This is a genomic window from Bacillus sp. FSL M7-1345 (assembly GCF_038006985.1).
Classification (GTDB): Bacteria; Bacillota; Bacilli; order Bacillales; family Bacillaceae_G; genus Bacillus_A; species Bacillus_A cereus_U.
Genome location: NZ_JBBOWG010000001.1, coordinates 2,818,899 through 2,841,565 on the forward strand (window position 1 = coordinate 2,818,899; position 22,667 = coordinate 2,841,565).

Here is a 22,667-nt window from a genome sequence, read left to right on the forward strand (position 1 = left end):
AGTGCCTTTTTATTTATTATTACAGGGGGATTATTTATGCAGAAATTAATTATCTTTGCTATTATCGGATTTTTCGCTCAATTGATTGATGGAGCACTTGGAATGGCGTACGGGGTAACGTCTTCCTCTTTATTATTAATGTTTGGTATCGCACCGGCTGTTGCATCTGCATCGGTTCATTTAGCTGAAGTCGTTACAACTGCGGCTTCTGGTGCATCTCACATCCGATTTGGAAACGTTGATAAATATACAGTTTCCAGACTTACATTACCTGGAGCAATTGGTGCATTTGTTGGGGCATGTTTTTTAAGTAATTTACCTGGCGATGTAATTAAACCGTATATTTCCTTATTTTTATTTACTTTAGGGGTTTATATTTTATTACGATTCATCATTCAAAAACAAATTGTCACTTCGAATAAGCGTATGTCTGCTAAACAACTTGTACCGCTCGGTCTGTTCGCTGGATTCGTTGATTCAACTGGCGGTGGTGGCTGGGGACCTATTACGACACCTGTTCTTCTTGCAAAAGGAAATGATGCTAGAAAAGTTATTGGATCTGTAGATACGAGCGAATTTCCTGTTTCACTCGCTGCAACAATCGGCTTTTTCATCTCACTTGGTTGGGAACAAATAAGCTGGGTTTGGGTATTTGCCCTAATGCTCGGTGGTATTGTTGCCGCACCAATCGCAGCATGGTTAGTACGCATCGTTCCTTCGCATTTACTTGGCGTACTCGTTGGTGGACTTATTATCTTTACGAATATACGTACATTACTTACATCATTTAAAGTTGATCCAACTATTATTACACTTTCTTACGTTGCAGTTGGTCTCGTCGTTATCATTTCCCTTTTCATCGCTGTCCGTAATCACTCAAATCGTTCTAACACATCGACAGTTGGTTATCCGAAAGATCAAAAACAAATGCTACCGTAATTACGCAAAATACCGCCCGATTTACTTCGAGCGGTATTCTTTATTTTTCAATCTTCCAATTTATCATTGTTTCAGTACTATTTACTCTTTTCATATGTAATTTCTCTAATACACGAATAGAGCTATAGTTATCAAGGAGTGTCTCCGCTATAATCGTTTCCACTTCTCCTGTTTGAAAAGCCCATTTCATTAATTCACTAACTGCTTCTGTTGCATACCCTTTATTCCAATATTTCTCAATAAATCCGTAACCAATTTCTACTGTATGTTGCTCGTTCGGTTTCCCTTTAAATCCTATATCACCTAGAACAACATCATCCTCTTTCCGAATAACATACCACGCGCCCCACGGTAATAAAGCCGCATCTTGTTTCACATTTTCTATATGCCCTAAAATATGCGGGCCACTATTGTATCCTTGATTATTCGCAATTTGAACCCATTCTTCCGCACATGGGATAATATGTAATCTTTCAGTTTCTAATTTCATAACGACGTCCCCTTTTCAATTAAACAATACTTCAATTTTACTATAAATATATAGAATATTCATTCTTTTTCGTATACATATATATTTATTCTTTGAAACAAAATAAAAAACTAATCCCCTTTTGATATTTATGTCGAATTATATTTCCTGAATTTTCTTTTAATTTTAAAGGGTTTTTCAATATTTTTTGCGAAACATTTGTATAACAATTTTTTCTTTGCTTATTGTTACATAACAGTAGGTTCGGGTGGAGTTTTGCAAGCGTTTCCTATACAATAACCGATAATTTTTGACTTTTCCTAACAAAATCCCTTGCAATATATTCAGAAAATCATTACAATTGCCATATATTAAAAATCATAGCAATATATAAATCCTCATCAATCCGATGAGGTAGAGGTTGCGACTTTTAAAAGTAAAATGGACGAGACACAGCGAATGTCACTGACTCCGTTTGAAAGGAAAAGTTGCCGAAGTTTATATTTCTTCTCTGGAAATATGAGCTGGGGCTGTCTCCGAAAGGAACAGAACTGTCACGTTTACAAAATTACCGTGTAAACGTGGTGTGCTATCTTAACGGAAGGGTATGATGGGGTGGTTATTTGTGAAACGTTCCGCCTAATTCCTTTGGCGGTTTTTTGTATTTTTCTCCCCCGCTCCTTCCTAACCTACAAGAAAAGGAGTGTTGAACATGAATAGCGCAACAAATCAATCTACCTCTAAAACGCAAACTACACAAGGACAAGGTGAATTAAAACGTGGATTAAAATCTCGTCACCTTACGATGATTTCTCTCGGTGGTACAATCGGTACCGGACTATTTCTTGCTAGCGGTGGTGTTATCCATTCCGCTGGTCCTGGCGGTGCATTAATCGCATACGCTGCAATTGGAATTATGGTTTATTTCTTAATGACAAGCTTAGCAGAACTCGCGGCTTACATGCCTGTTACTGGATCTTTTAGTACTTATGCAACAAAATTTGTTGATCCATCACTTGGTTTTGCACTTGGATGGAACTATTGGTATAACTGGGCGATTACGATTGCAGCTGAACTAGCGGCCGTAACATTAATTATGAAATTTTGGTTCCCAGATACCCCTTCTCTTATTTGGAGTGGACTTTGTTTAGCTATTATTTTTCTCTTAAACTATTTATCTGTTAAAGGTTTTGGTGAATCTGAATATTGGTTCGCACTTATTAAAGTAGTTACTATTATTATCTTTTTAATTGTCGGTTTTATGATGATTTTTGGAATTATGGGCGGCGAATCTGTCGGCTTTAAAAACTTCACTGTTGCAGATGCACCATTTAATGGCGGCATCATGGCAATTATCGGTGTATTTATGGCTGCTGGTTTCTCATTCCAAGGAACTGAATTATTAGGAGTAGCTGCTGGTGAAACTGCTGATCCAGAACGCAATATTCCAAAAGCAATTCGTTCTATCTTTTGGCGTATTTTATTATTCTACATTTTAGCAATTCTCGTTATCGGTTTATTAATTCCTTATACGACTGAAAGCCTTGCAGCGAGTGATGTTACAGTAAGTCCATTTACACTTGTATTTGAAAAAGCGGGCGTTGCCTTCGCTGCTTCTGTTATGAACGCTGTTATTTTAACTGCAGTTCTATCTGCTGGTAACTCTGGAATGTATGCATCAACTCGTATGCTTTGGGATTTAGCTCGCCAAGGAAAAGCACCAAAGTTCTTAGGCAAATTAGATAGCCGCGGTGTACCTGTTAACGCATTAATCGCAACATCAGTAGTTGGTAGCGTCGCTTTCATCGCTTCTTTATTCGGTGACGGTGTTGTATACATTTGGTTATTAAATGCTTCTGGGATGTCAGGATTTATTGCTTGGGTAGGGATTGCTATTAGTCATTACCGTTTCCGTAAAGCTTATATTGCACAAGGGAAAGATTTAAAAGATTTACCATATCAAGCGAAATGGTTCCCGTTCGGTCCAATCTTTGCATTTACACTTTGTGTTATCGTTATTTTAGGTCAAAACTACGGAGCATTTACGGGAGCAGCTATCGACTGGAACGGTGTACTTGTTTCTTACATCGGTTTACCACTCTTCTTAGTACTATGGTTAGGTTATAAATTTATTAAGAAAACGAAAGTCATTCCACTTGATAAATGTGAACTGAAATAGAATAAAATATAGTAAAACGAGCAAACAAATTTGTTTGCTCGTTTTTTCATTACAATTCATCTCCCTTCCCTATTGCCACTGTTTTTGCAATAATAGAGGAAATATAAATAAAGGTTGGGATTACATGAACATTCGTATTACTGATGAAGCAATAGCAGCTATACATAGACTAGAACGTGAAGACAAAAAGATTATTCGCATTAGAGGAACAATGACAAACTCTTGCAGCATTTTCGTTGATGTTGATTTAATTTGGGATACATATAATACGGATGATGTTGTATATGAAGATGAACAGCTTATTGTACAAATGGACTCATTCACAAAAGACTACACTGGTGATACGGTGAAACTTGATTATAAGACGACAGGTTTTAGTATAACGACTCCTAGTGAGACGTTGGTGTATGGGTTGTCGATTAAAAAATAAAAATTGTTTTTATCTGACCAATGAGGTGAAAAAATGGGTAAATACGTTCCATTAAAATTTTTATTCAATAAAGAATTAGCAGAAAAAATGGCTGATTCTATTTGTAAACACGAGTCTAATTTCTCTAAAAAAAACTTTGTAGATTCTGTAACATGTAAAGTTGAAAATTTAGAGTTAAAGCAACGTGTCGAAGTAATAGCAGATGAATTACACAATGCATTACAAAAAGATTTTAATGAAGCAATACATATATTACTGAAAACATTAGGACCAGAAAACACAACAGAAGTAGGCACATTTACAAACGGATACATGTACATGCCTATCGCAAAATACGTTGAAAAATATGGACTTAACGATTTTGACTCCTCATTCAACGCAATGTATGAAATAACTAAAAGAAATACTGCTGAATATGCCATTCGTCCTTATCTTGAAAAATACCATGAAGAAACCTTAGACATATTACAACAGTGGTTACGTGACGAAAACAGCCACATTAGGAGATTAGTTTCAGAAGGTACTAGACCAAGACTTCCTTGGGCAAAAAAAATAGGAGCTCTGAAAGGTGACTTCAGAAATAATTTAAAGCTTCTTGAGCCATTAATGAATGACCCTTCTAAGTATGTTCAAAAATCAGTAGCCAATCACATTAATGATATTACGAAAGAAGATAACGAACTCGTTTTTCAATGGTTGCAACAATTACTCGATAAAAACCATCCTGTTAATCCTTGGATTATGAAACATGGATTAAGAACGATGATAAAAAATGGCACTTTACCAAAAGATTTTTGTTTTTAAGTATTTTAAACAAAAACGCTTATACTTCAAAAATGAAGTATAAGCGTTTTTTCCTTTTGAATAAAGCAATTATAAACGTAAAAAGTGCTTTAAAATTCTTCTTTATACCTTTATTTTACTAGCTCTTCTATGTTATTATTTTTCTTGATTTTTTCTGATGATAGCCAGAGTGAATAACTTGTTCCATCCTTGTTCCTTAAAAATATGTTAAACTCCTTATTGTATAGTTCTTCTTTAAGAATAGTGACTACCTTTCTCAAATCCTCTATTACATATGAATCATTTCTATATTTTATCTCACTGTCATTGAAAACTAAAGTCAATTCATACTCTAGACAATTGCCGTCTTTCGGGTGTGAACAAGTAATATCTTCAATTCCAAAACGATCATTTTGAATTTCATTTAACCTTTCGCCTACTTTTGTTTCAGTTTGAATCAAATATGTCCAATAACCGCTTACGGTGTTTTTCATTGTCAAAAGCAGTTCTTCTTTCGTTATAGCTTTTTGCACATTATAAAAAGGTAAGCCTATAGATTCACCATTATAATCCTCAATTTCAAGTTTTGTTATCTTTCTATTACTCTTCTGAATGAATTGGATTAGAGCATATAAACGATCTAATTCTTTTGATTCAAATTGACTGTAATCAATCTTGTCACTCGTTTTTAAAGTTAATAATAACTTATCAGTTGGTTTCTCCTCTATATAATCATCATCCACTATATATTGAAAAACATTTTTATTTTCAGGTTCCACGTAACCTAATTTTTCAATTTCTTCTAGCATTGGTTTAAATTCCTTATATTCCTCATATGTTTTTTTCCCGTATTGATATTCATCACCTTTTATTGTTGAATATAAGATGCCATCTACCTCTACTCTAAATTGAATATTTTTGTTATTTTTCGCTTGAACAGTATGGTATGTATGTCCCATATTCCCTTCATGTATAGCACCCCAATCTGTTACAACCACATCAATTCCGTGCTTTTTTTTCACATATTTTTTCACCTGATCTTCATCTTCATAATTACAACCACTTAAACATAAGAAACACAACACTAGCAACATTACATTTTTCATTCTTTTCATCTAGCCCCTTACCCTTTTTTCCTAAAAATAAAATATTCCATATATAAACAATACTAAATTATCGAATGTTTTCAAACAATTAAAACGTTTTTATATTCAGTTTATATATCTATTTCTTGTATTAATAAAAATATCCCCATAGATAAGTACATCCAAAGGGATAAAACGGTTCCACTTTTTTATAAACAGTACGACTTTATTGTTATGTAACAGAAATGTGAAATATCATATTTCACAAAATATCTTGGCAAAATGCAGTTTCACTGTATAACCCCATCCAAAATTTGATCGTACTTTCACCTTCCCTAATAACTTCAAAGGATTTTCACTCGATACTCCCGAATATATAAATAACCATTCTCGCAAGGAGCTAATTTATATGAATCTATTCGAACACGAAACATAAAACCGTTCCACTTTAATAAGAGGTCCTCCCTTTTTCTTTTCTTACTATATCATTTATTAACGAAATAGGAGGACAACAATATGAAACGTGATCCATTATTTTCAGCACTATTAGAAAGTGCAAAGACTAACTTTAGCGGCTGGGATTTTTCTTTCATTTCAGAAACTGGCCGTATGAATAGCGAGCCCCTATCATGGTCATACGGTAGCACTGCTTTCCAGCTTATGCAACGTGCAAAATCAATGCTAGATATGGGGACTGGTGGCGGAGAGTTTTTATCTATGTTACAACCGTTCCCGTCAACTATTTATGCGACTGAGGGCTATGCTCCGAATGTCCCAATTGCACGAAAGAAATTAGAACCTTTAGGAGTTATAGTCGTAGAAGTGACTGATGATACTGCTTTACCATTTCAAGATGGTCAGTTTGATTTAATTGTGAATCAACATGAATCCTATTCTGCTTCTGAAGTGAAAAGAAGTCTTTCCATCAATGGAACATTTCTTACACAACAAGTCGGTGGTCTTGATTGTGCGGAACTTAATGAGCAGTTTGGCACACCGCTGAATAGCGAATTTTCAAGTTGGTCACTCAAAACGGCATGTAGTGAATTAGAACAAAATGGATTTACTATTTTAGAAGCGAAAGAAGAATTCCCTCTTCAGCGTTTTTATGATGTCGGTGCTGTTGTCTATTACTTACAAGCAATTCCGTGGCAAATTCCTGATTTTACAGTAGAAAGCTATAATGAGGAATTGTATCGCATACATGAAATCATCTTGCAAAAAGGATATTTTGATGTGAAGCAACATCGTTTTATTATAAAAGCGAATTATGTAGAGTAAAACTTGAATTAGCATTCCTTGCAAAAAAGCCAAATTCTTTATTGGAATTTGGCTTTTTCTTAGTATTTTAACGCATCTTATCCTATTGAGAAATGAGATGTTTTTCATATCGTTTTTTCGTATCATCTTCTGCCAAAACAGCAGTTGTGTACTCAATAATATTCCGATTATCATACGTAAATATATGATCTAAATTGTTGTCCTCTTTTAATAATATCGGTAAATATCTTTGCAAATTGCTAACTACACCTCTATTATCACCATCTAATATCCAATCAATTGACTTCCATTCTAATATACCTTCATCAGTGCTTACTGGCGTATCAATATGTACTTCATCACGTAAATCAGCAAGGAATACATACATTCCCTCTCTATCCTGAGGCTCGTCTTTAACTTTAAAAATAACATTCCCTTTATACGTTGCACTATGAAGCTCTATACCCGTTTCCTCAAACGTTTCTCTAATTATTCCTTCATATGGCGTTTCATTATCCTCGATTTTCCCTCCAACGCCATTCCACATTCCCATTGTTGGCTTTTTGTTTCTATTTAAAAGGAGTATGTTATCCCCTTTTCTAATGAAGCATATTGTGTACTTATACATATCGTCATATCCTTTCTATTTCCTAACCGTTAACTTGAAAATATCATCCTCTTTATAGGAGCACCTGCGGATTAAAAGTTACTTCTAATTCATTGATTGTTTTTTGATGAAAATAAAATAAAAATACTAAACTAGTCTAGTATTTTCATTTTCGAAAAAGGATAATATATAAATTCCACCTTGCCAATAACGTTATCTTCTTCAATATAACCTAAACCATTTCGACTATCCTTACTATGTTCACGATTGTCTCCCATTACAAATAACTTATTTGGCGGAATCTTTGTCTTTTGAAAGTTGTAAAACACTTGTGTATTATCATATAAATCTTTATTTATATAAGGTTCATCTTGCTTTTTGTCATTTACGTATACTGTTCCATTCGTTATGTTAATTACGTCACCAGGAAGTCCTATTACGCGTTTCACATAATATTTCGACTCATCCTCTTCCTTAATAATGACGATTTCTCCGTGCTGTAAGCTAGAAAAATGTACAGCGGCTTTATTTACAAATACGTAGTCTTCTTCATGTAAAGTTGGCTGCATTGATTTTCCTTCCACTTTACATAGAGTGAAAGACTGGTACGTTACTACTAGGACAAATATAAATAGTATGTACTTTCCCCAACCTCTCTTAATCTTCTCTTTCATATCCATTCCCACCTTATCAAAACACTTTTCAACTCAAAAATATATCACTGCACAATATGCTTTCATTTGCGCAGTGATATACTACAATTTGAAGTTTTTTACTGTTCCTTACTCGGCTATTGTGCTACTGGGACTGGACTTGCACCCGATCTCTGCGTTTTTAAGTCAAAATATGCATCCAAAACCTCTTTACCAATTGCAGAATTAATACCTGATTTATCATTATTTACCCATGGCACAACAACAGAAAAAGCAACTTCCGGATCAGCATCATATGGCGCATACCCGGCGAGAGTTAAATTATAACATTTTTTTCGATAGTTGTTTTCATCTCTTCCAATATCACTTTCTCCACCGTACACTGTTTCTGCTGTTCCTGTTTTCCCAGCCGGTTTATAAGGTAATCCTTTAAAAGTTCCAGTACCTGTCCCATCAGCCTCTTGGAAAACCCTTCTAAATCCTTCTTTCACATGATTTATATATGACAGATCCATATCCACTCGATTTAACACAACTGGTTCCATCGATTGCATAACTTTCCCGACTTCCTCTGGTCTATTCGGTTGCTCTCTAATTTCTTGTACAATTTGTGGTTTCATTCGGTAACCACCATTTGCAATCGTTGACATATATTGAGCAAGCTGCAGCGGCGTATATGTATCATATTGCCCAATCGCATAATCAAGTAAAAAACCAGGTATATTATCGGTTCTACCCATTTGACCAATCGATTCATTTGGAAGGTCAATACCAGTTGGCACTCCTAGACCAAATTGTCTAAAATAATAGCGCATTTTATTAAACGCTTCTTGTTTAATATCTAGCGGATTGTTTGGTACATAATCAATCCCCGCAATCTTTAACGCCGTATTAAACATGTAGACATTGGATGAAACTTGCAATGCTCTTAAATCATCAATATCTCCAAAGTCTTTCCAAGATTTCTTCGGCTTCAAACTTCCTTTAAAGTACATTGGTGCATCAAAGAAATGCGTATATGGCTTAATCGCTCCTGTTTGATATCCCGCTAATACCGTAGCTCCTTTCACCGTCGATCCTAACTCATAAGAGCTTATCATCGTTCCTAAAGCGTAGTCTTCTATTTGCATCCCGCCGTCTTTATTTACAATTTTTTTTCCTGCTAATGATAGAATTTGACCATTTTTCGGATTCATCATAACGACGAATGCACGATCCATCATCGGTTCAGAAGAATGAAATGCCCTTAAATTCCTTTCAAGACTTTCCTCCACTTTCTTCTGTAAATCCATATCAACTGTTAACATTAAATTATTTCCACTTTTTCCTTTTGTCACTTTTTCAGTTCGAATAATATTTCCAGCTTTATCAGTAATATTTTTAGACTGTTCTTTCGTTCCATGTAACATATCTTCGTATTGTTTTTCGATGTAACTCTTACCAATACGATCATTTCTGTTATAATCTCGTACTAAATAATAGTCTAATTGCTCCCTTGGTAATCCCTCATTCTCAGTAGAAACACTACCAAGTACAGAACGTAGTATTTTATCATTTGGATATTCTCGCTCCCAATCCACAGTCGTATCTACGCCTGGCAAGATTGATAATCTTTCACTCACTACTGCATATTCATTTTGACTTACATCTTTTTTGACGATTTGTGGCGTCATTTTATATCCCGCATTCATTTTGCTTTTAATTGCTAGTACTTCTATATCCTCTTTCGAAAGCTCGTTTAATTCTTCTTGTGTAATTCTTTCTCGTCTCAACTCTTCTACTTTCTTATCTAAGTCTTTCCCTTCTATTTCCTGCTTCCTAAATTTACTCTCATCTTCTTTTGTTACTTTTGTTGCTGCGCGTTTTTCATTTAACTGCATCCAAAAGTCTTTTTTATCTGTCTCTGTTAACTTGTCCATATCTTCTTGCGGCATTTCAATGAGCTTCGCTAAATTTCTTGCCACTATTAAAACCTCTTTTGAGTCCACTCCTTTCATCTTCGTATATGTAACAGTTCGTAACGGTTTATTATTTACAATAACTTTCCCTTCCCGATCAAACATCTTCCCTCTCGGAACTGGAGTACTCACCGTTACATCTTCCTTTTTATTCACTTCATTTCGATACGTTTCTCCGTCAATGATTTGTACTTTACCTAATTGAATAATAATAGCTGAAAATAAAAGAAACACGATAAAAAATAGTACATTTAACCGAAACGGAATATGAGTCTTTTTCTTTTTCGACTGTTTCTGCTTCTCCTTTTTCTGTCTCATTTTGCTCCCTCGCTTCATTCTATTAACATTTCTCTACATAAAACATACGTTCACTACAGTGCAATCAAATACATCATTATGTATCAAATTTAATTTTATGATATATATAGAATTTTATATTAATTACAAAAGAAATAAAAGATTTAATTTTCAGTTTTTGTATTTTATATCCTATTTATTACCATTCCCCTTAATACGCAATAACATGAATGATATTCAAAAAGAAAGAGATTATAAAACTGGTTTTTCATACCATTCGTTTACATTTCTTTGTATACTAAAGAAATGAATCAATAAAAGACATTACGAAGGAGCAAATGAAAATGCCTGATTCGTTTACAATACATACTAATACGTCACATTGTTTAAACTTTATGATTTATATTCAAAATATTTATCTCAATCAAAAAGAGAACAAAGGGAATTTACGGTTTCCTTACATAGCAAGAAAATTAAATTTTTCTAATGATTTTGAAGCAAATTTCACAGAATTATGGCATACACTTCGCAAACAAATTGCTAATGGGAGCTATGATTTACAGATTTTCCATGAGGAGAATCATATATTTTATGAGAAGCTTTTTGACATCCATTTATGTAATGAAGAATCATTCAAAGAATTGATATGTAGTTTTAAAGTATGGTGGACTAGCATAGCAGGTCAGCTTTCACTAGAACATTCTGTAAGTGAGTATAGTGAGCAACTTTATAATGACTTAGTTTTATATCTTAAGCAAAATCAAATAGAACCTTTACACCAGCTACATATTAGCTTACTTTATGATGATTGTGTATTCGTTAAAGAAAATATTACTTCTTACTCTGCCATTTTACCTACCAAACACTTTTTTATAAATTATAGAGATGTGGTTACTACATTATCGACATGTTTTCAGGTGACTTAAAACAGCGATTCCTCAAATAAAAAACTGAAGTGGTCTCAATACACCTCAGTTTTTTTACGAAAAGATCAATTTATTTAATTGAAGATAATCCTTCAACAAATTCACCAATCTTTTGTCGAAAAACAAAATCAAAGTTATATTCCTGTCCTGTTAATTCTTCATTTACTAAAATCGTTGTTGCTGCTATTTCCCTCTTTGCGATTTCTGGGAATGACGCGACAGGCTGTACTTTGAGTGACGTCCCCATTACGAGAAGTACATCTGTTTCATATAAACGTTTGATCGCATTTTGATATTGAGGTAACGTATCTCCGTATAAAACAACATCTGGATTTAGTATGAAATTACACTTCTCACAACGCGGCACTTCATGATCAATCATATATTGTAAATCATATCCCGTTTTACACTTTGGACAATGCGCTGTTTGCAGTGTTCCGTGTAAATCAATTACATGTTTACTACCACCTACTTGATGTAAACCATCAATATTTTGCGTTAAAATCGTTATGTCTTTCCCTTGTTCTTCTAGTTCCGCTAAAAAGCGATGCCCACGATTTGGTTTATATTGATGAAACGTATTAATTTGAAAGATTTCTTTATAATGCTTCCAAAACTCTTTCGGATTTCTATTATAATAGCCTCTCGACAAATACATCTCTACATTCGCATCAGCATATAATCCATTTGCTGAACGAAAATCAGGGATTCCACTTTCCGTACTTGCACCAGCACCTGTTAACACTGTAATTTTCTTCGCTTTTTCTAATATCGAACGTACTTCTTCAAATTGCTGCACAAAAATCACCTCTATGTATTTTCCTATACTTATTATACCAGTTGTTTACAGTAGGTGTTGTACAATTCGGTTTACTTACTACGTTGCATTATCTAAACCCAAACCAATTTAATGGTGTAAGAAAGTTATCTTGGGATCAACCATCCTACACTATCACTTCTCATATTGCAAAGGATGGTAGAGAGTTTATTCATCCGCAAAAAAATAGAAGGTTAACCGTTCTAGAATGCTTAAGATTAATGAGTGTTCCAGATACATACGTTATTCCGCCTCATATACCATTAAGTCAACAATATACACTTGTTGGTAATCGCCGTAGCATTCTTAGTAGCTAAAGCACTCTCACAATCAATTCTGGATTGTTTAGAGGTAGATTCAGTGAAAGGTGTGTCTAATGAGTAAATGACGATTTTTTCAATTCATTTAGAAAGCAGCCAGAAGGCTGCTTTTCTTCATCGATGGGCTTAGATAGTTATGGACTACTGGGAGCCTCTTAAGTTATACTTGTATAATATAAAAAATTAATAAGGGGTAATATTAACATTATGAAAGAAAAAAACGAACTTGTTCAAAATATTCCTCAAACAGGATTTTTTGGGCATCCAAAAGGATTATTCTCTTTATTCTTCACTGAGTTTTGGGAAAGGTTTTCTCATTATGGAATGAGAGCTATTTTACTGTATTATATGTACTATTCGGTCGCAAAAGGTGGATTAGGAATTGATCAATCTACCGCAACCTCGATAATGGCAATTTACGGTTCCTTACTGTTCATGTCTAGTATTATCGGTGGATGGATATCGGATCGTTTATTTGGTCCAAGTAAAACCGTATTCTTTGGTGGCGTTTTAATTATGATTGGCCATCTTATTTTAGCTTTACCGGGTAGTAAAAGTGCGTTATTTATCTCTATGGTCTTCTTAGTTCTAGGAACAGGGTTGTTAAAGCCTAACATATCGAACATCGTAGGAAGTTTATACAGTGAAACAGATGCGCGTCGTGACTCAGGGTTCAGTATATTCTACATGGGTATTAACTTAGGTGCCTTACTTGCACCTTTAGTTGTCGGAACATTAGGTCAGCAATATAATTTCCACCTTGGTTTTGGAGTTGCGGCAATTGGTATGGCAATTGGGTTAGGGGTATTTGTTGGAACAAAACAGAAAAACCTTGGTCTAGTCGGTACGCAAGTACCTAATCCATTATCAGATTCGGAAAGAAAAAAGACTATTAAGTATTTCAGTGTTGGTCTGGTTGTATTAACATTGCTAGGTGTGGTTACAATTCCAACTGGGTTGTTAACTATAAATCGTTTTACATTCTTGATTAGTATCTTAGGGATTGTTATTCCAGCCTATTATTTCATTTATATGTATCGTAGTCCTAAAACAACAAAAGTAGAGCAATCTCGTCTTCTTGCGTATATACCACTCTTTATTGCAGCTACAATATTTTGGTCTATACAAGAACAAGGTGCTATTATCTTAGCGACATACGCGGATCAACGAACTCAATTACAGTTCAATGGAATTACATTACATTCCGCTTGGTTCCAATCATTAAGTCCAATTTTCATCGTAACGCTTGCCCCGATTTTTGCATGGGTTTGGATAAAGTTAGGCAAGAAGCAGCCTTCAACGGCAAAAAAATTCGCTATTGGATTGCTATTTGCAGGTTTCTCATTCTTAGTTATGATTATTCCGGCTTTAATCAACGGTACTCACTCTTTAGTGAATCCTATGTGGTTAGTCCTTAGCTTCTTTTTAATTGTAATTGGAGAAGTTTGTTTATCTCCTTCAGGGTTATCAATAACGACGAAGCTGGCTCCAGCTGCTTTCTCTTCGCAAACCATGAGCTTATGGTTCTTATCAACTGCGTCTGCGCAAGCAATAAATGCCCAAGTTGTTAAACTGTATAATCCTGCAACAGAAGCAATTTACTTTGGTGTTATTGGTACTATCTCCATTTTAGTTAGCATCCTGCTGTTTGCATTATCATCAAAAATCCAAAGTTTCATGAAGGGACTTCAATAACGGTCTCTTATTGAAATGAACAAATACAAGTTTCTATGTGAAGAGTAGCCAAACGGGTTACTCTTTTTTTTGTATAACCATAGCAATCTCCACACAAACGCAATATAATGTATGCTGGAGCAATGATATTTCTAGAAAAACAAAACATACCTAATAGACTAATGCAACTTTGTAAGAGAGCTGACTATTTATCTAAAGAGGAGCTTCTTAAACATAAAGACTGCGTCATCGATTTACTCGATGAACGGGAAATTTGCGAATAAAAGACCAAAACTCCAACTCATTCATGGTTTAAAATACTGATGAGCTGGAGTTTTCTCATTGCTATATATACAAATAAAATAAAGATTACTAAAGGGCTATATGTGAAAAAACTATTTCTTTTGGAGGATTTCAATAAAAGAAATAGTTTTTTGGTTGTTGCAGTAAATGAAGTCATGTAGAGGGCTACTAAAATACTATATATCCAAATTATTCTAATAATTTCATCTAAGTTGGAATCCCTTTACTTTGTATGTCTTTGAGTTTATCAGAACTTAACTTTTTATCCATTCATATAGACGAAAATTCTACATCATTAAGAAACTATTTAAAAAGTTTCCTTTTATTTGGAACAATTCCATATTTGTTAGAATACTCCCATTGCAACCTTTCCCTTTATATTCTATACTGCATCTTCAATTACAAAATACAAACACACAAAGAGGGCTGCATCAGCCCTCTTTAATTAACATGCTTTTTACTTAATGCGTCGCACCGCCGCACGCTACAATATCTACTTCCACTTCCGTCGTTACCTCGATTGCTAATTCTATCCCTTTATTAATAGTAGAAAGTGACATACTCGGTTGACCTGGATAGTTAGTAGCTTGTTCTGGTAAGAACGGAATATGAACAAATCCACCTTTTATTTTCTTATCATGTTTTTCTAGTTCATGCATGAGACCATAGAATAAGTGATTACAAACAAATGTACCTGCCGTTTGTGAAACAGAAGCTGGTATACCTTCTTCGCGAAGTTTTTTCACGATTGCTTTCATCGGAAGTGTAGACCAATACGCAATAGGACCCTCTTCTACAACCGGCATATCCACTGGCTGATTTCCTTCATTATCAGCAATTCTTGCATCATCAACATTAATTGCTATTCGCTCTATCGTAACATCTGGTCTGCCCCCAGCTTGTCCAATACATATAATAATGTCAGGCGACAACTCTTCTATATACGCTTTTAATACTTGTATCGATTTATGAAATACCGTTGGAACTTGTTTACTTATAATCTTGTATTCTCCAATTGTTTTTTCATGTAAACTTTTTGCGACTTCCCAAGCTGGGTTGATGCTTTCTCCTCCAAACGGATCAAATCCTGTTACTAATACTGTTTTCATAGTTTCACTCTCCTAATTAGAAACGATATACAAGGCCGTACATGATAAACATATTGATAATGAAAATGGAAAGAGCAATTGGTACTTGCGCCTTAATAACAGCATTCTTATCTTTCAATTCTAAAAGCATCGCTGGAACAATATTAAAGTTTGCCGCCATTGGCGTAATAAGCGTTCCGCAATATCCAGCAAACATACCGAGTGCTGCCATAATTGCTGGGTTCCCGCCGTGCATTTGAACAATTAAAGGCAAGCCAATTCCGCCAGTAATAACCGCAAACGCAGCGAAAGCATTTCCCATTACAACTGTGAATAGCATCATTCCTAAACAGTACGCCATAACAGCAACGAATGGATACTCTGTTGGTAACACTTGTCCGACTAAATCAGAAACGACCTGGCCAACACCAGATTTTGCGAAAATACCGCCAAGCGCTGCTAACATTTGTGGTAAAATAACAGCCCAGCCGACAGCCTGTAGTAGTCTGCTTCCTTCTTGAACAGGCGTTGTTATTTTCGCTTTTGTAATACGCATCGCTGCAACGAATGCGAGTAGTGCTCCTAATGCTAATGCAACTAACGTTACTTTATCTGGATCAACAAGTGCGACATTTCCCCATTTTATTTTTCCTAACGTTAATGTACCGATAATCGTAAAAATAGGTATTAACAGTGCAGGCATAAAAATTTTATTCTTTAATTTCTCAGCATGTTTCACACGTTCTTGCACTGGTACTTCTTTCTCCTCGGATTTTGTTACTTTATTTAATGAAGCTAACACGACCATAGCGAGTACGATACAGCCAACGTAAAACGAAGGTATTACATTTCCAAATAAAAATGTAACTGCAAACAATGCCCAAAATAAGCTAGAACCGAATCGGTTTGGATGTTCACGATCAAATGCAATACGAACAGCGATAAATGCAACGATTATTCCTAATACATAATAAATTGTATCCATTGTTATGATGTTCATCTTATATAGCCTCCTTCTCTTGTTTTTCTTCTGCCTTCATTGTTTTCTCTATATACTTATCAAACCTTCTAAACCTAATCCAGCTCACAATTAGTGCGGATATCGCAGTTGGAATACCCCAAAGCGCCATATCCCATACACCGACATGCATACCTACTGAATCGAAGAATCCCTTCATTAATAAAATGGCACCAGTTGCGATAAAAATATCTTCTCCGAAAAACCAAGCTGTATTTTCCGCAGCTGCTGCGTTTGCTTTAATCTTTTCTCTCAATTTTTCAGGGAGTTTACCGTATCTTCCTTGCGCAGCTCCTTCTGCCATCGGTGCAACAAGCGGTCTCACCGTTTGTGCATGACCACCGATATTAAGTCCAAGTGCTGCTGATGATTCTCTTATCGTAAAATATGACATTAATACTCTTCCAGTTGTTGCTCCTTTTGATTTCGTTATAAGTGCTTCTGCTCTTTCTTTTAAACCGTAACGCTCTAAAATTCCGATTACCGGTAAAGTTAATATGATTGGCATAGACATATATCTGTTTTCTATGAAAAATTTACCGAACATGCTAATCACATCATAAAAGCTTAAGCCTGAAACCATACCAGTAACAATACCCGCAACCATTACTACTAACAGTGTATTTAATCTAAATAAAAACCCAACTGCAACAAGTAGTATCCCAATTAATTTAATCATTTCCAGCACTTCCCCTCATTTATTATTTCGGTGCACTTATAGAAACACCGTTAAGTTCGAATGTTCTGTATATTTTTTTCGCAAATTGGACTGCTTTCTCTCCATCCCCGTGTAAACATATCGTTTGCGCCTGAACTGCTACTTTCTCTCCATTAACCGATTCTACATACCCTTCCTTCACCATTTGAAGTACTTGTTTTATTGCTTCCTCTTCATTTTTTATAAGAGCATTTTCTTCTGTACGGCTCGTTAAAGTTCCATCCTGCTTATACGTGCGATCAGCAAAAGCTTCTTGTACGAGAGTTATATTATATTTTTCTGTTGCCTTTATAAATGCCTCACTATTCGCTAATCCGTAAAGTAATAATCCAGGGTTAATATGATAAATTGCTTTTGCGATTGCATCCGCAATTTCCGAATCAGTTGCCGCCATATTATATAAGGCACCGTGCGGTTTTACATGTTGCATTTTCCCTCCGGCAGCTCTAACAAATCCTTCTAATGCGCCAATTTGATATAAAACATAATCGTACACTTCACTTGCTGAAACGTGCATATTCCTTCTCCCAAATCCAATTAAATCAGGAAATCCAGGATGTGCCCCTATTGCTACGTTATGCTGCAGAGCTTTTTCAACCGTTTGCCGCATAACGGTCGGATCACCCGCATGAAAACCACAAGCAACGTTTATAGAGGAAACGAACGGAAGAATTTCATCATCATTCCCCATTTTATAAGCTCCAAAACTTTCTCCTAAATCACAGTTTAAATCGATTGTAGTCACGATGTTTTCCTCCTAATCTCAGCTTCGTAAAGCGATGAATTTCTTTAATAGACTCATACTTGTTTCCTGTTCTATATATAAGTGTGCAGCTTCTTCCATAGTTATTTTTTCAAAAGTTACATAGTCTCCTGGTTTCAGCTGCGCTAGAAGAGGTAAATCTACTGAAACTACATTTCCAATTCTCGGATAACCACCTGTCGTTTGTCTATCCGCCATTAATATAATAGGCTGTCCACCATTCGGTACTTGAATTGTTCCGAATGTAACTGGGCTCGATAAAATTTCTATCTCTTCAACTCTATTTAAAACATCTCCGTCAAGCCTATATCCCATGCGATCAGCATAATTGGATACTTTATACTCTTTCGAAAAAAACGACTTTATACTTTCTTCTGTAAATTGATCATATTCAAAGTCTGTTATGACGCGAAGAATAGGCTGCTTCTTATATTTTGGTAAAGTATTGTTACAAATTGCCCACTTCGTTTTTATACGCTCTTCTTCTTGTAAATTTCGAATGAAACGACTCCCAACTTCTGCCCCTGTACCAATTTGAAAATAATCTCCTTTTTTCAGCATTCTCCCTTCAATACCGCCAAGAGCAGCACGTATGTAAGTACTTTTACTTCCCATCGTACGATCAATATTTATACCACCCGCAAAAGTCACATACGCCCTGCAACCGCTTTTCGCTTTTCCGAGACAAAGCATGCTTCCTTCTTCAGCTAATACGGGACGCCATAATGGAATGCGTTCTCCATTTAACAACGGTTCCATATCTGCTCCACCAATCGCGAGCAAAGTCGTTTTCTTGATTAACAATTTAGGTCCCATTATTGTAATTTCGAGTCCAGCCTCATTCTCCTCATTACCTACTAACATATTAATCATCCTGAGCGCGTTTTTATCCATAGCCCCGCCAACAGGTACACCGTATTGTTGATAATGAGATCGTCCTAAATCTTGGACTGTTGTAAACATTCCTGCATGCAAAACCTCTACATCCATTCTTTAGCCCCCTCAAGCGATACGTACTCTTCCTTTGTTATTGGTATAAATCGTAAATACATACCACTTTGAATATATGTTGGTGTTTCTTCTTTTGGATTAAATAGAGAAATAGGTGTTCGGCCGATAATATTCCAGCCTCCTGGTGTTTCAAGCGGATAAATACCTGTTTGATTTCCGCCAATACCTACTGAACCAGGAGCAATTTGTAACCGCGGCGTTTCTTTTCTAGGTGTTTCTAGTTCTTTCGGTAATCCGCCTAAATATGGGAACCCAGGTGTAAAACCTAACATATACACGAAATATGTTGTTTCACTATGTATTCGAATAACATCCTCTACTTGTAATCCTTGATAATATGCAACCTCTTCTAAATCAGGTCCATATTCTCCCCCGTAACACACCGGTATAGAAATATGTTTCACATCTCGGTTCACTTCTTCTTTATAAGAATCACACAGCCCCTGTATATACTGGCAAACGTGATCATATGGCCTTTCACTTCTCTCGTTTTGCTTCCATACTTCGTACAAATTGTAGTACACCGCTAATGAAGTAAACGACGGAACGCATTCAACCATTCCTGCAAACGGATGCCGCCTCAGCGCTTGAAATAATCGTTGTACTTTTTCGTATATATCCATCCCAATTTCTTCACCAAATGTAACAATAATTGCTTGATCCCCTAACGCAGAAAATTTCATCCCACTCCCTCTTTCTATGCCCAAAAGCCGAGTTCTTTCGAAATGCGGTATGCTGTTTCTTTCACTTTCGCAGTAAAATATGAAATGTTACTTTCGCTATACTCAATTGCTAATCCCGAAATACTAATGCCAGCTACAACCGTTCCATCACTTGCAAAAATTGGTGCTGCTATAGCCGCTGTATGATTTTCTAATTCAGAGTAGCTAATTGTGTACCCTTCTTTTTTCGCCATATGTAATACTTCTAACAAATTCTCCTTATTCACGATCGTTCCATCCGCAAACTGCTTTAAATCTGTTTCCTCTACGTACTTTCTTTTCTCTTCCTCAGAAAAATACGATAGCAAAATTCTCGGACATGCACCCGCATAAAGCGGTGCCCTTCTTCCAACCGCCGTATAAACACGTACCGGCTGAGCTCCTTCCATTTTTTCAACATAAATTGCATCATTACCATCTTGAATAATTAAATTTACTGCTTGCCCTAAACTATCTCTAAGCTCTTTCATATAAGGTATCGCAATATTTCTTACGGATAACCTTTGTGAAACAAGTTGACCAAATCGTAAAAAAACGACTCCGAGACGATACTTTCCCTTTTCTGTTTTTTGTAAAAAGTCCATTTCTTCTAACGAGCCAATTAAACGATAAACAGATGTTTTCGGCATATTCGTAAGCTGAACCATCTCTGTTAAACTTAGCTCCTCATGCTCATAAAACAACTCCAAAATATCCATTGTCTTAACTGCCGTTTTATTTATACTCATCCTATCTCCTTTAAGTTCCGAATTTCGGAACTTAAATTCCGTTTTTCGAAACAAACCTATAATTTAAAATTATAAAATATTCTTTCAATTCTATCAATATATTTTTCACAAACAAAAAAGTATGGAAGAATATTTCTCCCATACTTTTGCTTTACTTTATAACGCTCTCACTTGTTTCAATGGCCAGAAAACAGCTTGTCCTTTTCCGACAATTTCATCTTCTGAAATAAACCCAAACATACGACCGTCTTTAGATACTTCACGATTATCTCCTAAAACAAACACTTGGCCTTCTGGCACTTTCGTTTTTCCTGTGATTTGTTCTAACGTAAAATCAGGAGTTAATACACGGCCAGCTGCCTTTTCTTTAAATTCTTTTAAATACGGTTCTTCCATCGCTTTTCCGTTTACATATAAAACATCATCTTTATACTCAACTGTATCACCTGGTAAACCAATTACTCGTTTTACTAAATCGTACCCTTCTTTTCCGTGGAAGACGATAACGTCAAAACGGTCTAACCCGCTTATACTATAACCAATCTTATTCACGAGAACTCGCTCATTATTTTCTAAAGTTGGCATCATCGACTCACCTTGTACTAATGACGGCGTAAATAGCACCCCACGAACGATAAAGGCAATCGCAAGGGTAATACCTATCGTTTTAATCCATGAGATCAATTCTTTCTTCGTATTTGTCTTCATCGTCTCTCCTCTTTCTTAAATACTTACTTTATTATTCCAACTAACTCTTGTACTAACTTTAGGTCAATTTCAGAAAAACATGACTTACCTTCTCTAACCGCTGTACCTACATGCGCCTGCCTAATTCCAGTTTCATCTAGTAATTGTTTTACATTCTCTTTCGTTACTCCGCTTCCGACAACAAGCTGTATATTCCCTTCACTTTCCTTTTGCATCTCTCTGAGCACCGGAATATTATCTACTACATTTCCTTGTCCGCCTGAAGTTAACACGTGAGTAACTTTATTGAATTTCTTCAAAGCTTTCATCGCTTCTACTGGATTTTCTGTATCATCTATCGCACGGTGATACGTTACATTTATTCCATCTACAACAGATAATAAATCTGCTAATTTCTCTTCATCAACTTCATTTTGTTCATTTAACACACCTAATACAATACCAGCAGCTCCAAGATTTTGAGCAACTACAATATCTTCTTTCATCATTTCAATTTCTTCTTCCGTATATGTAAAAGACTTTGCATGCGGACGAATCATAACATGAACTGGTATTTGCACTGCTTCTACTGCTTTTTTTATAAAAGCATAACTCGGTGTTAAACCACCTTCTGTATACGATGAAATGAGTTCAATTCGATTTCCACCAGCATTTTCAATTCGCTTCACATCTTCTAAACAAGTTGCAATAACCTCTAGCATGAGATAACCTCTTTTCGTACTTTTTTCTTATTATACAGTAGGTGAAATAAGAAAAATAGCATTCCACTATAAAACTACAAAAAGAAGAATGAAAAGAAAGATTTATCAAATTTATAATAAATGGAATATATGTTATGTTTTTCTAGTGATTATACATTCTTATATTCTTATAAAGGGAGAAAATATATGATTCTTACAAAAAAGCGGTTCGTTATCTCTAGTTCATTTATTCTCATTGCCTCACTTTGCACGATTACTTTATTAACAAAGCAAAATACAAAACTAGATTCCTCACCTTCAAATATAGAAAAAGAAACTATTACAGAATTTATGATGCGGGAAAGCCCACGCAAGACTTTAGTCCGTCTTTAGACGTGGGATGAAAGCATCGTTTTTGCATAGCAAAACATGGTATACTTTATTTATAGTCATGCAAAAGACGTAAAAACATTTGAGAACCAACAATCTGTACGGTATGGTCACAGTACCGTAGCCCACGAACCTATATGG

General features: G+C 35.5%; 24 protein-coding genes and 1 riboswitch. Of the genes, 9 read left to right on the forward strand and 15 right to left on the reverse strand.

From position 1 onward, the window contains the following. The first annotated feature begins 36 nt into the window (after nt 1-36). Complete coding sequence (locus MHB76_RS14665; protein ID WP_078174743.1) at nt 37-939, forward strand: sulfite exporter TauE/SafE family protein; 903 nt, start codon at nt 37-39, stop codon at nt 937-939. Between the two features lie 40 nt (nt 940-979). On the opposite strand, the gene MHB76_RS14670 is transcribed toward MHB76_RS14665, so the two are convergent. After that, entirely contained in the window at nt 980-1,429 is a 450-nt protein-coding gene (locus tag MHB76_RS14670) for a GNAT family N-acetyltransferase (protein WP_016105306.1), read from the reverse strand. Between the two features lie 386 nt (nt 1,430-1,815). Continuing rightward, a riboswitch (Lysine riboswitch) is annotated at nt 1,816-2,008 on the forward strand. 112 nt (nt 2,009-2,120) lie between these two features. Between MHB76_RS14670 and MHB76_RS14675 the strand changes: the two genes are divergently transcribed. From MHB76_RS14675 to MHB76_RS14685, 3 genes are all read left to right on the forward strand, one after another. Continuing rightward, nucleotides 2,121-3,587, forward strand: a complete 1,467-nt coding sequence (locus MHB76_RS14675; protein WP_078174744.1) for an amino acid permease — start codon at nt 2,121-2,123, stop codon at nt 3,585-3,587. A gap of 124 nt (nt 3,588-3,711) precedes the next feature. Beyond that, entirely contained in the window at nt 3,712-4,017 is a 306-nt protein-coding gene (locus tag MHB76_RS14680; protein ID WP_002161275.1) for an iron-sulfur cluster biosynthesis family protein, read from the forward strand. Between the two features lie 33 nt (nt 4,018-4,050). Further along, nucleotides 4,051-4,821 (forward strand): DNA alkylation repair protein, encoded by a 771-nt coding sequence (locus MHB76_RS14685; protein ID WP_078174745.1) that lies wholly within the window; start codon nt 4,051-4,053, stop codon nt 4,819-4,821. 110 nt (nt 4,822-4,931) lie between these two features. On the opposite strand, the gene MHB76_RS14690 is transcribed toward MHB76_RS14685, so the two are convergent. Then, nucleotides 4,932-5,915, reverse strand: a complete 984-nt coding sequence (locus MHB76_RS14690) for a hypothetical protein (protein ID WP_002200025.1) — start codon at nt 5,913-5,915, stop codon at nt 4,932-4,934. 486 nt (nt 5,916-6,401) lie between these two features. On the opposite strand from MHB76_RS14690, the gene MHB76_RS14695 reads away from it, so the two are divergent. After that, on the forward strand, nt 6,402-7,166 hold the full coding sequence (locus MHB76_RS14695; protein ID WP_016105309.1) for a class I SAM-dependent methyltransferase: 765 nt from the start codon (nt 6,402-6,404) through the stop codon (nt 7,164-7,166). A gap of 82 nt (nt 7,167-7,248) precedes the next feature. Here the strand turns inward: MHB76_RS14695 and MHB76_RS14700 are convergent, their stop codons facing one another. The 3 genes from MHB76_RS14700 to MHB76_RS14710 all read right to left on the reverse strand — a co-directional run bounded on the left by MHB76_RS14700 (nt 7,249) and on the right by MHB76_RS14710 (nt 10,699). Continuing rightward, nucleotides 7,249-7,773: an NUDIX hydrolase gene (locus MHB76_RS14700; RefSeq protein WP_016095735.1), complete on the reverse strand. Its 525-nt coding sequence runs from the start codon at nt 7,771-7,773 to the stop codon at nt 7,249-7,251. Nucleotides 7,774-7,904: 131 nt separating this feature from the next. Continuing rightward, entirely contained in the window at nt 7,905-8,426 is a 522-nt protein-coding gene (lepB, locus tag MHB76_RS14705) for a signal peptidase I (protein ID WP_199709708.1), read from the reverse strand. A 116-nt stretch (nt 8,427-8,542) separates the two neighbouring features. After that, complete coding sequence (locus MHB76_RS14710) at nt 8,543-10,699, reverse strand: peptidoglycan D,D-transpeptidase FtsI family protein (RefSeq protein WP_176108029.1); 2,157 nt, start codon at nt 10,697-10,699, stop codon at nt 8,543-8,545. Between the two features lie 305 nt (nt 10,700-11,004). On the opposite strand from MHB76_RS14710, the gene MHB76_RS14715 reads away from it, so the two are divergent. Next, the gene (locus tag MHB76_RS14715) at nt 11,005-11,586 is read left to right on the forward strand and encodes a hypothetical protein (RefSeq protein ID WP_078174748.1); all 582 of its coding nucleotides are present in this window, start codon (nt 11,005-11,007) and stop codon (nt 11,584-11,586) included. A 70-nt stretch (nt 11,587-11,656) separates the two neighbouring features. Here the strand turns inward: MHB76_RS14715 and MHB76_RS14720 are convergent, their stop codons facing one another. Further along, a complete protein-coding gene (locus MHB76_RS14720) occupies nt 11,657-12,385 on the reverse strand; it encodes an NAD-dependent protein deacylase (RefSeq protein ID WP_078174749.1) in 729 nt (242 codons plus the stop codon). An 83-nt stretch (nt 12,386-12,468) separates the two neighbouring features. Here MHB76_RS14720 and MHB76_RS14725 point away from each other — a divergent pair, with 83 nt between their 5' ends. Together MHB76_RS14725 and MHB76_RS14730 are read left to right on the forward strand one after the other, a co-directional pair. Further along, nucleotides 12,469-12,720, forward strand: coding sequence for a DNA cytosine methyltransferase (locus MHB76_RS14725; protein ID WP_242476365.1), 252 nt, complete (start codon nt 12,469-12,471; stop codon nt 12,718-12,720). 210 nt (nt 12,721-12,930) lie between these two features. Next, nucleotides 12,931-14,418: a peptide MFS transporter gene (locus MHB76_RS14730; RefSeq protein ID WP_078174751.1), complete on the forward strand. Its 1,488-nt coding sequence runs from the start codon at nt 12,931-12,933 to the stop codon at nt 14,416-14,418. A gap of 743 nt (nt 14,419-15,161) precedes the next feature. On the opposite strand, the gene pcp is transcribed toward MHB76_RS14730, so the two are convergent. The 9 genes from pcp to MHB76_RS14775 form a co-directional block, all read right to left on the reverse strand. Beyond that, a complete protein-coding gene (gene pcp, locus MHB76_RS14735) occupies nt 15,162-15,809 on the reverse strand; it encodes a pyroglutamyl-peptidase I (protein ID WP_078174752.1) in 648 nt (215 codons plus the stop codon). Nucleotides 15,810-15,825: 16 nt separating this feature from the next. Next, nucleotides 15,826-16,788 carry a DUF979 domain-containing protein gene (locus tag MHB76_RS14740; protein ID WP_070146699.1) on the reverse strand — a complete coding sequence of 321 codons (963 nt, stop codon included), beginning with the start codon at nt 16,786-16,788 and terminating at the stop codon, nt 15,826-15,828. 1 nt (nt 16,789) lies between these two features. Continuing rightward, nucleotides 16,790-17,485 carry a DUF969 domain-containing protein gene (locus tag MHB76_RS14745; RefSeq protein WP_002110619.1) on the reverse strand — a complete coding sequence of 232 codons (696 nt, stop codon included), beginning with the start codon at nt 17,483-17,485 and terminating at the stop codon, nt 16,790-16,792. A gap of 22 nt (nt 17,486-17,507) precedes the next feature. Beyond that, nucleotides 17,508-18,269: a 5-oxoprolinase subunit PxpA gene (gene pxpA / locus MHB76_RS14750; protein WP_078181195.1), complete on the reverse strand. Its 762-nt coding sequence runs from the start codon at nt 18,267-18,269 to the stop codon at nt 17,508-17,510. 18 nt (nt 18,270-18,287) lie between these two features. After that, nucleotides 18,288-19,277 (reverse strand): 5-oxoprolinase subunit C family protein, encoded by a 990-nt coding sequence (locus MHB76_RS14755; RefSeq protein WP_070139603.1) that lies wholly within the window; start codon nt 19,275-19,277, stop codon nt 18,288-18,290. Continuing rightward, entirely contained in the window at nt 19,268-19,981 is a 714-nt protein-coding gene (pxpB, locus tag MHB76_RS14760) for a 5-oxoprolinase subunit PxpB (RefSeq protein WP_078174754.1), read from the reverse strand. Before pxpB ends, MHB76_RS14755 begins: the two co-directional genes overlap by 10 nt. Before the next feature lie 14 nt (nt 19,982-19,995). Continuing rightward, nucleotides 19,996-20,748: an IclR family transcriptional regulator gene (locus MHB76_RS14765; RefSeq protein WP_078174755.1), complete on the reverse strand. Its 753-nt coding sequence runs from the start codon at nt 20,746-20,748 to the stop codon at nt 19,996-19,998. A 156-nt stretch (nt 20,749-20,904) separates the two neighbouring features. Continuing rightward, a complete protein-coding gene (lepB, locus tag MHB76_RS14770; RefSeq protein WP_002110627.1) occupies nt 20,905-21,456 on the reverse strand; it encodes a signal peptidase I in 552 nt (183 codons plus the stop codon). 23 nt (nt 21,457-21,479) lie between these two features. Then, on the reverse strand, nt 21,480-22,157 hold the full coding sequence (locus MHB76_RS14775) for a copper homeostasis protein CutC (protein ID WP_078174756.1): 678 nt from the start codon (nt 22,155-22,157) through the stop codon (nt 21,480-21,482). Nucleotides 22,158-22,343: 186 nt separating this feature from the next. On the opposite strand from MHB76_RS14775, the gene MHB76_RS14780 reads away from it, so the two are divergent. After that, nucleotides 22,344-22,529: a hypothetical protein gene (locus MHB76_RS14780; RefSeq protein ID WP_078174757.1), complete on the forward strand. Its 186-nt coding sequence runs from the start codon at nt 22,344-22,346 to the stop codon at nt 22,527-22,529. Nucleotides 22,530-22,667: the final 138 nt, after the last annotated feature.